This window comes from Corynebacterium sp. MSK218 (genome assembly GCF_030232655.1).
Lineage (GTDB): Bacteria > Actinomycetota > Actinomycetes > Mycobacteriales > Mycobacteriaceae > Corynebacterium.
The window spans coordinates 1-13,698 of record NZ_JASPGN010000013.1; the positions used below are offsets into that span (position 1 = coordinate 1).

General features: G+C 59.9%; 12 protein-coding genes and 1 pseudogene. 8 read left to right on the forward strand and 5 right to left on the reverse strand.

The features are described from left to right. Positions 1-378: 378 nt before the first annotated feature. The gene (locus QP922_RS10320) at positions 379-1,614 is read right to left on the reverse strand and encodes a dicarboxylate/amino acid:cation symporter (protein WP_284809356.1); all 1,236 of its coding nucleotides are present in this window, start codon (positions 1,612-1,614) and stop codon (positions 379-381) included. Positions 1,615-1,772: 158 nt separating this feature from the next. On the opposite strand from QP922_RS10320, the gene QP922_RS10325 reads away from it, so the two are divergent. The 5 genes from QP922_RS10325 to QP922_RS10345 all read left to right on the forward strand — a co-directional run bounded on the left by QP922_RS10325 (position 1,773) and on the right by QP922_RS10345 (position 4,394). Further along, positions 1,773-2,237, forward strand: a complete 465-nt coding sequence (locus tag QP922_RS10325) for an SdpI family protein (RefSeq protein WP_284809357.1) — start codon at positions 1,773-1,775, stop codon at positions 2,235-2,237. 216 nt (positions 2,238-2,453) lie between these two features. Next, positions 2,454-2,684, forward strand: a complete 231-nt coding sequence (locus tag QP922_RS10330) for a hypothetical protein (RefSeq protein ID WP_141754551.1) — start codon at positions 2,454-2,456, stop codon at positions 2,682-2,684. A gap of 10 nt (positions 2,685-2,694) precedes the next feature. Then, on the forward strand, positions 2,695-3,066 hold the full coding sequence (locus QP922_RS10335) for a Rieske (2Fe-2S) protein (RefSeq protein ID WP_070669984.1): 372 nt from the start codon (positions 2,695-2,697) through the stop codon (positions 3,064-3,066). A gap of 53 nt (positions 3,067-3,119) precedes the next feature. Continuing rightward, on the forward strand, positions 3,120-4,079 hold the full coding sequence (locus tag QP922_RS10340) for a bile acid:sodium symporter family protein (RefSeq protein ID WP_284809359.1): 960 nt from the start codon (positions 3,120-3,122) through the stop codon (positions 4,077-4,079). A gap of 6 nt (positions 4,080-4,085) precedes the next feature. Further along, positions 4,086-4,394 (forward strand): hypothetical protein, encoded by a 309-nt coding sequence (locus tag QP922_RS10345; protein ID WP_284809361.1) that lies wholly within the window; start codon positions 4,086-4,088, stop codon positions 4,392-4,394. Here QP922_RS10345 and QP922_RS10350 read toward each other — a convergent pair. Genes QP922_RS10350 through QP922_RS10365 form a run of 4 tightly spaced genes read right to left on the reverse strand, consistent with a single transcriptional unit; the run spans position 4,391 to position 7,495 of the window. Continuing rightward, on the reverse strand, positions 4,391-4,723 hold the full coding sequence (locus tag QP922_RS10350) for a branched-chain amino acid transporter permease (protein WP_284809362.1): 333 nt from the start codon (positions 4,721-4,723) through the stop codon (positions 4,391-4,393). The two genes, QP922_RS10345 and QP922_RS10350, sit on opposite strands and share 4 nt — an antisense overlap. Further along, entirely contained in the window at positions 4,708-5,424 is a 717-nt protein-coding gene (locus QP922_RS10355) for an AzlC family ABC transporter permease (RefSeq protein WP_284809363.1), read from the reverse strand. The genes QP922_RS10350 and QP922_RS10355 overlap by 16 nt, the downstream gene beginning before the upstream one ends. A 35-nt stretch (positions 5,425-5,459) precedes the next feature. Then, positions 5,460-6,059, reverse strand: coding sequence for a YqgE/AlgH family protein (locus QP922_RS10360; protein WP_284809365.1), 600 nt, complete (start codon positions 6,057-6,059; stop codon positions 5,460-5,462). A gap of 2 nt (positions 6,060-6,061) precedes the next feature. Continuing rightward, complete coding sequence (locus tag QP922_RS10365) at positions 6,062-7,495, reverse strand: CCA tRNA nucleotidyltransferase (RefSeq protein WP_284809367.1); 1,434 nt, start codon at positions 7,493-7,495, stop codon at positions 6,062-6,064. 55 nt (positions 7,496-7,550) lie between these two features. Here QP922_RS10365 and QP922_RS10370 point away from each other — a divergent pair. The 3 genes and pseudogenes from QP922_RS10370 to murJ form a co-directional block, all read left to right on the forward strand. Then, positions 7,551-8,126, forward strand: a pseudogene (locus QP922_RS10370) (NUDIX hydrolase); the annotation flags it as partial. Continuing rightward, positions 8,123-10,309, forward strand: coding sequence for a DUF6049 family protein (locus QP922_RS10375; RefSeq protein ID WP_284809368.1), 2,187 nt, complete (start codon positions 8,123-8,125; stop codon positions 10,307-10,309). The pseudogene QP922_RS10370 and the gene QP922_RS10375, both read left to right, overlap by 4 nt. Positions 10,310-10,317: 8 nt before the next feature. Further along, positions 10,318-13,560, forward strand: coding sequence for a murein biosynthesis integral membrane protein MurJ (murJ, locus tag QP922_RS10380; protein ID WP_284809370.1), 3,243 nt, complete (start codon positions 10,318-10,320; stop codon positions 13,558-13,560). The last annotated feature ends 138 nt before the right edge of the window (positions 13,561-13,698 follow it).

Sequence of the window (13,698 nt, forward strand, 5' to 3'; positions counted from 1 at the left end):
TGGTTGCCACCATAAGTGACACCCCCTTAAATACTAGACAATACGAACACCCTTTCTAGCCACCACACTACCCAACCGCCCCAACACCACACCAGACCCCGAAGCACACCACCACAACTAGACCAAAACAACACACCCATTCGAACATACTCTCCCCAGCACCACATATAGACGGCGGATTATCAAACACCCCACACCAAACTGTGACAAACACCACACAATAACGGCCAGAAACAAGGTCAGAGAAGGCGTCGCTAAGCACTGCGTTGACTGCACCATCGAGCAAACCCAGAATTCTCGACGGAGCTTCACGGTTAGGCGGGAAAACGAGCGAACCCCCAACCCAGTAGGGAAGGGGGTGGAAGTTTCACGTGAAACTCAGGCCGTAGCGGCCTCTCCGTCGGCGACCTTAGCCTCCGATTTAGAGTCGATGCCGTCGATCTTGTCGCGGGCAAAGCGATCGACAATCATCGCGATAGCTCCGTCGCCAGTGACGTTTGCCGCGGTACCAACAGAATCGATGGCGATGTATGCAGCAATCATCAGCGCCACCATGGAATCGTCGAAGCCCATATTGGACTGCAAGAGGCCAACCGCCACCATCACAGCACCACCAGGAACGCCCGGAGCGGCAATCATCATGATCCCCAGCAGCAGAATGAAGCTCAAAGCCTTTCCGAGATCTCCCTCCATATCTGGAGACATGAAGACAATAGCGAAGGCATACAAAGTCAATTTCATCATGGAGCCAGACAAGTGGATCGTGGCACAGAGCGGAATGACGAAACCGGCGACTGGCTTGGAAATGCCGTTCTTCAGAGCGGAATCAAGAGAAACCGGAATGGTCGCGGCGGAAGACGAAGTGCCCAACGCAGTGAAGTAGGCGGGCGCCATATTCTTCATTGCTGTAAACGGATTCTTTCCGGCAATAGCACCGGCAACCAGATACTGAAAAACCAAGTAGACCAGAGTCATGACCACTGAAAGGAGGAGAACCTTGGCGAAAGCAGCCATTACCGTGCCAATGTTGCCGTTCATACCGAGGGTCAGAAAGATACCGAAGATGTAGATCGGCAAGAGCGGAATAACGAAACCCCAGATAACCTTAATGACGACCCCTTCAAACTCCTTCGAAAGGGCGTAGAGATTATCGGACTTGACCGTTGTCATAGCCACGCCGACGCAGAAGGAGAGAAGCAACGCCGTCATCACCTCAAAAGGTGCCGGCATTAATACCTCAAAGTATGGTTTGAGGGCACCCTCATCAATATCGGCAACATCGGTATTGAGCGTTTGGCCCTTGAGCATGACTGGGTACAGGACCTGGGTAAGCCCATAGGCCACCAAGCCGGAAACAATGGTGGAACCGTAGGAAATGCCTGCGGTGATGCCCAGCCACTTACCTGCGCCGCGGCCAAGACCGGCGATAGCTGGTGCCACGAGGGCAAAAATCAAAACCGGGATAAAGAAGCCCAAGAAATTTGAAAACAGCCCGTTAAACGTCGCGAAGGTTCTACCGAACCATTCGGGAGCAAACTGGCTTGCAATGATGCCCAAGATAATCGCGACAATGATCTTGAACAACAGAGAGTTGAGAACACTCTTGAATGACATGATTGATTCTTTTCTATGGTTGGAACCACGTGGATTTCCATCGCTGGGTAATAAAAGCTTTATTATCTACCGAGCGACACGAAATGTATATTACAGGAGCAATCTCATAATTTGAACCGGCTTTCTCGCCGGGCAGCGGGAGAGATAGACTAGTGCACATGCTCGTAGTCGGAATCCTCTTCTTCATCCTCGCCGCAGTTTTTGTGATCGTGGGCGGTCTCGCTTCATTGCGCAAGCTTCCAGGCAATAGTGTCGTCGGTCTTCGCCTGGCAGAAATCCGAAAGAGTAGGGAGGCATGGGATAACGCGCACGCGGTTGCCGGTCCTTTCTGGGCGCTCGGTGGTGTCGCGCTTATCTTTGGAGGCTTCGTAGCTCTGCGGGCAGAAGGCTGGATGTGGCTTATCCCAGCCGCAACGTTCATCGTTGCGGTATTACTGTTGTCCATCGGCTCTAACATGGGCGCCCGCGCGGCCTACCTGTGGGACCAAGTGCACAAAGAAGACGAAGGCTGCGGGGATTCCTGCAACTGTGGCGATGACGGATGTGGGGATGACACACCGCCGGCTGTCGACGTCTCCGCGGTCCGCGCAGCTGCCAAACACTCCGATGGCGCAGGCAAATAATTACAACACTGTGACGTAATGTGTCCACCCATGCCAATAGGCCATTTTACGTCATAACGAAATCATAGTTGGACCCTCCTGATGGTAGGTACAATCCATCATTGATGAGGGTCCGTTTTCTTACATCTGGGCGTTAGCTGTCAACTTAGCCACAAGTGAGTGGGAGACTGGGCCTAGTACGTGACAGTGGTAGGATTGCAGAGGACGATGGTCTTCATGACTAACACTAAGCGAAACAAGACCCTTCAGATTGTCGCCGCAGCGGCATTGAGCCTCACCGCCTTGGGCGCCGGTGCCTCCTACGCTATGGCCGCCGATACACGCGGCACAAAGACGGTAGCGCAAGCCGGAACAATCTACAGCGATGTGGGAACCTCATACGGCTCTTATGACTTTAGCGGTAGCACCGAACGCGAGCTTCCTGTGTGGGAGGGTGAGATCGGATAGAGTAGGGCCCATGACTACGTGTTCTCGTCGCCTGTTCCTCCTTGGCACCGCCACCACCTTTGCAGGCGCATACCTCGCAGCCTGCGGCAAGGAGCCTTCGGCTGAAATCGCCGCCACAGAGATTCCAGTTGGTTCTGCCATTATCGTCGACAAGGTGATCTTCGCTCAGCCGACCGAAGGCGAGTTTAAGGCCTATTCCCAGACCTGCCCACACCAGCAATCCCTCATTACCAAGATTGAGGGACTGACGGCGACGTGCACGAGCCACTATTCAAGCTTTGACCTGGCTACCGGTGAAGTCACTGGCGGCCCAAGCCCCAAGCCACTCACGGAGTACGGCGTTGAAAACGACGGCGGAACGGTAAGGAACGTCAGCAGCTAACGTCGTCACAGCGTTTCACGTGAAACATATGAGGGACGTCTACACTCTGATATATGCTTGAGCGCCTCAAAAACCTCGACCCCCTCATACTTCTCATCCTCTGCGCCGTCGCCATTGCGATCGTGTTCCCAGCCCGTGGTGAATTCGCAGACGCCTTCGACGTCCTTACTAATATCGGCATCGCGCTCCTCTTCTTTCTGTACGGAGCGCGACTCTCTACGCGCGAGGCGATTAATGGCATCAAGCACTGGAAACTGCATCTCACCATCCTCGCGTTTACCTTTGCTGTATATCCCCTTATCGGTCTCGCCCTGAGACCTCTCACGGTCTTCATACCCAACGACCTCTATTTGGGCATCCTGTACCTCACGCTTGTGCCATCAACCGTGCAGTCCTCCGTGGCATTCACGTCCGTTGCAAAGGGTAACGTCGCTGGCGCAATCGTGTCAGCATCGGCGTCGAACTTGGCGGGCGTCATCCTCACCCCGCTCCTCGTTATGGCACTCATGGGTGCGGGAAATGGAATCCACATCGACAGCTCGGTCTTCCTCGAGATCTCAGTACTCTTGCTCCTGCCTTTCGCACTGGGCCAGCTCACGCGCAGGTGGGTCGGCACGCTCGCCGCAAGTAAGGCCACAAAAGTGGTGGACCGAGGTTCCATCGCCATGGTCGTCTACGCAGCCTTTTCAAAAGGAATGGTAGATGGCATTTGGTCGCAGATTAGCGTCTGGCAAATCCTCTTCCAGATTCTCTTCTCTACAGTCTTCGTGTTCTTCATGCTTTGGCTCACCAAGGCCATAAGCACAAAACTCGGGTTTAGCCGGGAAGACACTATTGCCATCCAGTTCTGTGGATCGAAGAAGTCTCTTGCCACGGGCCTGCCGATGGCCTCGGTTATTTTTGCTTCCGGCAGCACGTCGCTGGGACTGCTCATCCTCCCGCTCATGATTTACCACCAGGTTCAGCTCATGATCTGCGCGTCTGTGGCGTCGCGCTATGCGCGGGTAGAGTGAGGCACCATGAAAACTCTCTACGTTCGAACGACCATGACCCTCCCGGAGGTCGGAACAGCCATCCACATTGCGGAAATGCAAGAAATTAGTGACTCCGCCTGTTCCATGCAGCGCATGATTGCGCTCGCGCCGAATGATTCCATCGTGGGAGCAGCGACCCCACAGGCGTCGGTAGGCAATGCCGATATTCCGCAGCAGGTAGTTCCACACCCCAACACCTACGATGAGTTTCCGGATATTGAATCAGAGTTTGTCAGTGCTCTCCAATTCCATTCCTTGTGGACGGAAGCTACTGCTCTCTACGGTGAGATCTAGAAGACCACATTCACAAGGATCATGTAAAACGCGGTACCGCCGAAAATGGAGAGACCGGAGTTCCGGCGCCACAGGTGAAGAGCCGCGGTAAAAGCAGCACCGGCAAAGGGGGCGATGAAGCTTCCCATGTCACGGGATGCACCAAATAAGGTATAGACCACCAAAACGGTCATAACGCCTACGGGCATTGTGAACCCCAGCATCGAGATGAACTGGCTTCCCTTAAGTGCTTTGACGAAGGCAAAGGGCAGCCAGCGCAATAGCACCGTCACGATGCCGACAGGGATGAGGACTGCCAAGATAGTAGAAAGGGTCACTCCGGCCGGCATGGCGACTCCTTCCGCAGGACCATCGCGGTATCTAAGCGCGGGGAGAGGTAGCGCACGACGAGCACGAGGAAGTACGCAGTCAGCGCCACCATGAGCAGCTGACCGGGAAAGAGGAATCCGGCGAGGATGCCTAGGGCCGCCGCAGACAACGGAAGCGAGTAGTCCTTGTTGTTCTGGAAGGAATCAATCGCTAGGACAACGAAGAGAGCGACAAGGGCGAAGTCGAGGCCCTTTACCGAGGGCGGAATAGCCTGACCCGCTAGCGCACCGATGATGCCGGCACCGACCCACAGGATTTGGCAGAACAACTGCACCGAAAACACGAAGGTGCCACTAGGGCGCGAATGTCGGGGGAGGGCGGAGAGGACGGCATAGGATTCGTCGGTAAGCGCATAGGTGGAACAGGCACGGCCGAGTGGACTGCGTATCGCATCCCGCGGGAAGGTAAGGCCATAAAAGAGGTGGCGGAAGTTCACCATGAAACCGGTAAGCGCCGCGACCCCCGGGGTAACTCCGCCGGTGACCATAGATATTGCCAGAAATTCCATGGAACCTGCATAAATAACGATGGAGAAGACTGGGGTCCACCACCAGTCAAACCCGGTTTGAACCATGAGCACACCGAAGGCCAAGCCGAGCGGAACCACGCCCACCGCGATGGCCATGCAGGTCTTCACTGCCGCAGCTATCTCCGAACGCATGGAGAAAATGCTAGTTCACGTTGCGATGCGAGGGCCTAATTATCTTCGTCGATGTAGCGCGGGAAGGTAGAGAAAAGCGGCAAGGGCATGGCCTGGCGCTTCATGACGTCCGACCATGTGTCGGTCGAACCGGAAGACACCACGTCCTGGGGAAGGGCGGGGGCAACGTACCACTCGCCGCGATCGATTTCCTCATCGAGTTCGCCGAGACCCCATTCGAAGTGACCCGCGAAAAGGCGCATACCCTCCACCAGTTCGGTCACGGCATCGGGACCCACACGCAAATCAACAAGCGCCACACGGGGAGCGAGGCGGCTCAGCGAAGGCTGCTTCTCCATGTCCACGCCTTGGCGCGTCATGGCCACACCAATGGCTGCCTGCTGGTTATGCGGGCCGCCAATGTAAAGGGCTTGCGGCTTAGCCACCACAGGTAACCACTCCGGCATGACGTTAAAGACGGCCATCTCGGAGCGCTTGGTTAGGTCAACACCATACGTGCGCCCAGCGTGTTGCTCCGTGATGAGGACAACGGAGCGATTGTAATGCGGCACGAGGACGTCGGGAGCCGCAACAAGGAGCTGGCCAGGAGCTGGGTCGTTGCGCTCGAGGGCGTTGAAGAGTCTATCTGCGTACATCCCTATCTAGAATTCCACCACTCGCGCAGCTTCGCAATAGCAACGTCGCGCTCCAGCGGACCTTCTTCGAGGCGCAGCTCCTTGAGGTAGGACCAAGCTTGGCCCACCTCGGGTCCGGGCTGGAGACCGAGGATCTCCATGATCTCGTTGCCATCGAGATCAGGGCGCACACGGGCGAGATCCTCCTTGGCGGCGATATCCGCGATGCGTTCCTCCAGCTCATCGTAGGTGCGCTGCAGGCGGCGTGCCTTGCGTTCGTTGCGGGTGGTGCAGTCGGCGCGCACCAGCTTGTGCAAGCGTGGCAACAAATCCCCGGCATCGGTGACATAGCGGCGCACAGCGGAATCGGTCCACTGGCCATCGCCGAAACCATGGAAGCGCATGTGCAGGTAGACCAGCTGGCCAATGTCTTCCGTGGTGGACTTAGGGAACTTGAGCTTACGAAGGCGCTTGCGGGTAAGCTTCGCGCCCACGACCTCGTGGTGGTGGAAGCTCACCTTGCCATCGGTGGTGTCGCGGGTATCCGGCTTGCCAATGTCGTGCAGCAGGGCGGCCCACCGAAGAATGAGATCGGGGCCATCTTCTTCCTGCTCCATGGCCTGGCGCAGCACGGTGAGCGAGTGGGCGTAGACATCCTTGTGCTGCGCATGCTCGTCGGGAGCCATACGCAGGGCCGGAATCTCCGGGAAGATGTAATCCGCAATCCCAGTCTCCACGAGCAGGTCAATGCCCTTCCACGGCGCAGTGCCGCAGATCAGTTTGTTGAGCTCGACCTGCACGCGCTCCACGGTGATGCGCTGGATTTCGCCAGCCATGTCGGTCATGGCGTCGCGCACGCGCTTGGCGACGTCAAACTCCACCTGCGCCGCGAATCGTGCCGCGCGGAGCATGCGGAGGGGATCATCGTGGAAGGAGATTTCAGGGGCGTCGGGAGTATCGAGGACCCGGTCCGCCAGGTGCTTGAGGCCTCCCATCGGGTCGTGGAATTCCCGGGTTCCGTCGGGACGCAGCTCGATGGCCATGGCGTTGACCGTGAAATCGCGGCGCACAAGATCGCCTTCGAGGGTATCGCCGTACACGACCTCGGGGTTGCGGGAATCACCATCGTAGCTATCGGAGCGGAAGGTAGTGATCTCGATCTGCTGGCCCTTATACGCAGCGGAGACGGTGCCATAGTCAATGCCCGTGTCCCACACGGTTTCTGCCCACTCCTCGAGGATGGAGTACACCACGTCCGGGCGAGCCGGGGTAGTGAAGTCGAGGTCGTTGCCCAGGCGGCCTAGGAGTGCGTCGCGGACGGAGCCGCCGACGAGGTAGAGGGGGGCGTCGTGAAGCGCAAAGCGATCCACCAGCCCCTGGAGGAGGCCACTGAGCTGGTTGAGGGAGGCGTCTGCGCGGGCGAGTACGCCGATTAGCTGAGTGTCCTGAAAATTCACGGATCGAAGTCTACTACGATTAGCAGGGATGACTAAGAACACGCCAGGGCCCAAGCGCCGCCGCCGGCGGGGCGCGGGTAACCGGAACCGCCGCTCGGGACGCCCGCAGCGCACGTCCACTAACCGCATGACCACGCGGGATGAGACGTCCGCGGGCGGTCTTGTCGTGTCCGGATTGGCCGAGGCCGTCGATGAGGACGGCAACGTGGACCTTTCCCAGATTTATGTCGCGCTCATTGGCAGGTTGGACCGCCGCGGCCGCCTGCTGTGGTCCATGCCGAAGGGCCACGTGGAAAATGACGAACCTAAGGAGCTCACCGCCGAACGCGAGGTGTGGGAGGAGACCGGAATCCACGGCAAGGTCTTCGCAGACCTAGGCATGATTGATTATTGGTTCGTCTCCGATGGCGTGCGCATTCACAAGACTGTGCACCATCATCTGCTGCGCTTTGAGGACGGCATCATGAATGATGAGGACCCGGAGGTCACCGAGGTCTCCTGGATCCCTGTCTCTGAGCTCATCGAGCACCTGGCCTATGCGGATGAGCGCAAGCTCGCGCGCATTGCCCATGACCTCCTGCCGGATCTCGCGCGAAAGGAAGCCGCCGCAGGAAAGGCGACCCCGCGGTGAGCCGGCATGGGTGGCGCATAGCGCTGGCTGCGGCACTAGCGTTCGGGGGCCTCGCCCCGGTGGCACAGGCAGAAACTCCCGACGAGAGCCTGGCGGATTCGCAGTATTGGCTGGGCTCCCGAGGCCCTGATGAGCTGGAACTCAGCCTGCTCAGCGCCAGTGAAGCACGGGTAGGGGAGACCGGTGAGGTCACGCTGCGTATCCATAACCCGACCAACAGCGCAGTGGAAAACCTGCAGGTGACAACTCGACGCAGCGATGCGGTGGGCTCGACCACGCAGGCCCGCCAAGAACTGGCTGCGGGTTCTTTTCCTTATTATGGGCCCTCCGCCACGGCCGGCGAGCTCAAGCCGGGGGAGAGCCGCGAGGTCACCGTTGCCGTGCCTACGGCATTGGGGGAGGATTCCACACTCGCCATTACGGAACCCGGCGCGTACCCGCTGCTCTTCACCCTGACCGGTACTCGTGATGGCCAGGCGGCAAGCTTTGCGGAAGAACGGACGATTCTAGATTTTCAAGGGGACCGGGAGGCCCCAGAGAAACCTCACGCCTTCTCCCTTATTTATCCGCTCACCGCACAGGTTGATGTGGTGCCGGGTGATACCGGCGGCCAGGATCTCATCCTGGAAAGCGAACAACTGCCGCAACAGATGGCACCGGGTGGGCGTTTGGACCAGTTGCTCAACGCCTACCTGGAGCACGATCTGCACGGTTCCGGGTGTGTGGCGGTGGACCCTGCGCTTGTCGACGCCGCCGACCGCATCGCCTCCGGCTACACCGTCCACGAGACTCGGCCTTCCATCGCGCAACGCCCGAAGCGCTTGCGTGATTCCTGGTTCTCCGGTTCTGATTCGGACCGCGGTGAGCCGGGAACCGGTTCGAAGGATGCCGCTGCCTGGTTGGAAAAACTCAAGGGCGTGGATTGCCGCATGCTTCTGCCGTGGGCCAATGCCAATACGGATGCCGTCGCCCGCGTGGGCAATGAGTGGCTCACGCATGAGGCCGTGGAAAAGGGGCAGGAGACCATCGAGCGGGTGCTGGGAGCTCCTCTCAACACGACGCTCACCGCGCCAGCTTCGGGCACGAGTGAGCATAAATTCACCGTGCCGCTTCTTCTTGCGGATAACTCTGCGTGGGCTGGGGAAGCAGTGACGTTCGACGCCTCCCTGGGCGCCCTGCTCGCCCAAACCGGGTCTTACCCACAGACGACGGGCTATTCCAACCCGGAACTACGCTATGACTTTGCAGAGGACTCGGAGCAGGCGAGGGCGCTGACGGCGGGGGCGTCGATAAGCGTGGCGGCACACGAAGTGGAGCAGGCCAGTGAAGGTGAACGCGACGGTGTGGTGGCTAAGCTGCCGAACTATCAGGATCCCGCCGCCGCACGCGCCGTGGTGGAGGCCGCACAGCATCTTTTGGACTCTGGGCACATGACGCCGCGGCCCGTCACCGCGCTGCCGATGGAGACCAGCGAGGGCGAGCCTGGTAGCCCATACACCAACCCCGCGGCCTTCCATGACGCGGAAATTACGCAGGTCAGACAGCAGTCACGCTACACGGATGAGCTCATGTCCATCATGGTCAATGACCCCGGCATCGCCATGACGCGCTACCAATTCACGGTGCCGCTGCGCCGCGACCTGCTCGCCGTGCTCAGTGACACCGGCCGCACCAGCCTGCGCGGCTTCCGCCCAGCGGTGGAGGAGAGCCGCACACGCTTGGAGAAGAACGCGGATATGCTGCGTGAGCTGCGCGCCTCCGTCTCATTGATCCCGCCAGGCAATGTCTACACGCGTGTCTCGGAGTCCTCGCCGCTGCTCATTGTGGCGGAGAATGGGCTGCCGCTGCCTGTCGACGCCCACCTGGCCTACGACGCCCCTGACGGTTCTACACTCAACACACCAGACTCGGTTCACATCCCGGCCAAGGGATCCATTACCGTGTCCATGACCGCTGACCTGCCTAGCGACGCCGACCGTACGTCCCTGCGGCTGTGGCTGGCAACGCCCAGCGTGCCCACCGATCCCGATGGGCACCTGATTTCGGATCCTATCGATATCACCGTGCAGACGCGGGCCGGTATCGTTAGCGTCTATGGAGCCGGCATCGCCGCCGCGCTCGTCCTCGTCCTAGCCGCACTGTTCCGGCTGGGTAAGCGGAAGAAAAAGAACACTCACGGATAGTTTTCTCTATGACACATGAACCTTTGTCTGGTGCCCGTCGACGCATTGTCACGCCCTCGCCGCCGGCACCGGTCCCGGAAAAACGTGCGCCAAGCGGCGTCGTGGCAGTCGACGACGAGCAGGAAGACCGCTCGGGACTGAAGGGAGAGGCGCAGGCCACCGCCAGCGATACCTCCGGCGAAGCAAACTCCGACAGCGCCGTCGTGCGTGCCACCGGCTCCATGGCCTTGGCAACAATGATTTCCCGTATTACGGGTTTCATCCGCATGGTGCTCATTGGCTCCACTCTGGGCCCCGCCATTTCTTCTGCCTTCGGCACGGCGAACCAACTGCCGAACCTCATCACGGAAATCGTGTTGGGTGCGGTGTTGACCTCGCTCGTGGTGCCCGTGCTGGTACGTGCGGAGAAGGAAGACTCCGACCGCGGCGAGGCCTTTGTCCGGCGCCTCTTCACGCTGGCCTTCTCGCTGCTGGCCACGATTACGGTACTGTCGTGTATCTTTGCCCCGCAGATTACCCGCGTGATGCTGCCGGACGACGGCGAGGTTAACGCCATCCAGGCCACGTCGTTTGCCTATCTTCTACTGCCGCAGATCTTCTTCTACGGGCTCTTCGCGCTCTTCCAAGCGGTGCTCAATACGAAGAATATCTTCGGGCCGGGCGCGTGGGCACCGGTGGTCAACAACCTCATTTCCATCTCGGTGCTCGTGGCCTATCAGCTGGTACCGGGCAGTTTGCATCCCGATGCGCCTTCGCCGATTACCGATGGCCACGTGCTCCTTCTATCCCTCGGTACAACCGCCGGCGTGGTGGTGCAATGCCTCATCTTGTTCCCATATCTCAAGAAGGCGGGCATCAACCTCAAGCCGCTCTGGGGCTTAGATGACAGGCTCAAGCAGTTCGGCGGGATGGCGTTGGCCATCGTGGCCTACGTGGCCATCTCCCAATTGGGGTATGTGATTACGTCCCGCGTGGCCGCACTTGCAGACGACGGTGCGCCGTTTATCTACCAGCAGGCATGGCTGCTTCTGCAGGTTCCCTACGGCGTCATCGGCGTCACACTGCTTACCGCGATTATGCCGCGCCTGTCCCGTAACGCTGCCGACGGTGACGTCAAGGCCGTGGTCCGTGACCTCACTCTGGGTACCAAGCTGACCTTCATCGCGCTTATCCCCATCGTCATCTTCATGACGGGCTTCGGCATCCCCATTGCCCGCGGCCTTTTCCAATACGGTGCCTTCAACGCCAAAGCCGCCGAGCTCCTCGGCCTCACGTTGAGCTTCTCCGCCTTTACCCTGATTCCGTACGCCCTCGTGCTGCTGCACCTGCGCGTGTTCTATGCCCGCGAGGAAGCGTGGACGCCGACGTTTATTATCGCCGGCATCACGCTGACCAAGTCGGTGCTCTCCCTGCTTGCCCCACACGTGGCGGATTCCCCCGACCGCGTGGTCGTCCTTCTGGGTACGGCGAACGGCTTCGGCTTTGTGGCCGGTGCTGTCATTGGTGGCTTCCTGCTCAAGCGCAAGCTCGGCAGCCTGGGTGGCCGCGCTGTCATTGCCACCACCATCTGGTCGGTGCTCTCCTCGGTCGTAGGCCTCATCGTGGCCTACGCCCTCAACTGGGCGCTGAACCTTGTGCTGCCGGCCTCGCTGCCTGCCGTGGTGCACCTGATTCGCTTGGCTGTGGTCGGCATCGTCTTTGTCATCGTGACCGGCATCGTGCTGTCGCGCTCCGGCCTGCCGGAAGTCATTAACTTGGGCCGCCAGCTACAGCGCATCCCCGGCATGTCCCGCATCATCAAGATCGAGAACGCCGAGGCCATCGAGGTCGAGGAACCGGAGCAGCTCGAGTTCCAGCCCATCTTCAGCGTGGACGCCTTCAATTCCTCGCCAGTTCCGCCGCCCATGTCCGCCGGTATCGTCCGCGGCCCGCGCTTGGTTCCGGGCGCACCGGTGTCCGATGGCCGCTTCCGCCTCCTCAAGGACTACGGCTCTGCCCCAGGCACCCGTTTCTGGAAGGCCCGCGAGCAGGCCACCGGACGCGTCGTATCCCTTACCTTCGTCGATACGACGGGCGAGGCTCCCATGGCGCCGGCCACCCCGGCCGTGGCAGCTCGCCGCTCGGCGGAGGTTTCCCGCGCTACCCGCCGCCTAGCGGAGATGGAACTCGACGCAGTCGCCACCAACATCGACATCCTGTCCTACCGCCAGGGCTGTCTCGTCGTGGCGGACTGGGTCGAAGGAACCTCGCTCAAGACGGTCTCAGAAGATAAGGACCTTGATCCACGCGCCGTGGCCCATGCCTTGGCACCGCTGGTCCGCACAACCGCCGCTGCCCATGCCGCGGGCCACGTGCTGGGCATTGAGAACCGCAACCGTATCCGCATCTCCACCGAGGGCGTGGCCACCTTGGCCTTCCCGGCGGTTCTGCAGAGCAACGATGAAGAGACCGACCGTTCCGCACTGTCCTCTGCCATCTCCCTGCTGGTGGAGTCCACCACGCCCACCCCAGAAGTACTCCAGGACATCGCCAGCGATGCTGAGGCGGGGGAGGATGCCGACTTGGAGGACATCGCCCACCGCCTATCGGCCTTCGCCGGCGATGGCGACGACGGCGAGGAGACCCTGCAGGTCCCCGTGGAAGAATCCCCACGCAAAGAGGATCCGACCCCGGCCCCCGGCTTCGGCGGCCGCGGCTACTCAGGCTCCGGTACCATCGTCCTAGGCGTGCTGGCCACCGTCTTCGTCGTGGCCATGGCAGCACTCAGCGTGTGGATTCTCTCCCAGGTCGCCGATGAACAGACCTCCCCGGTGGTGACCAAGAGCGAAGCCTCCGAGGAAACCACGTTCCCCAACGTGCCAGCTGTGCTCTTCAAGGACGTAAAGAGCACCTCGGTTCCGGAAGGCAAGAACGTGGACGGTTCCTGGACCACCAAGGACACCGACGCTGGCCTACTGCTCAGCATCGATAAGCCCACGCAGCTGCACGTCCTACCACTGGAACAGAAGGATTCCATCGGCGCGAAGTACGTGGTCTACGGCGTCAAGACTGAGGACTTCGATCCGAAGAACCCCAAGTCCAGCACGCTCACCGAACTCGCGCATGGCACCCTGACCAGCACGCGCCAGGACATCGAGCTCAAGCAGAAGCCAGTGGCCTTCGACGGCGCCCTCATCATGTTCACCGACATGCCCAAGTCCGGTTCGGTCACCCTGAAGGAGGCCACCCTGGTGGGTATCCCCACCAACTGACGCACCTCCACAGGAACGGTCTCACGCATATCCCCAGACCTGGAACCCGCAACTCCCTGCTCGCTGACTCAGACGCATCGCGCGCTTGACGACGCCCACCTGCAGGTTTCGGGTTGCAGGTCTGGGGATATGGCTTTC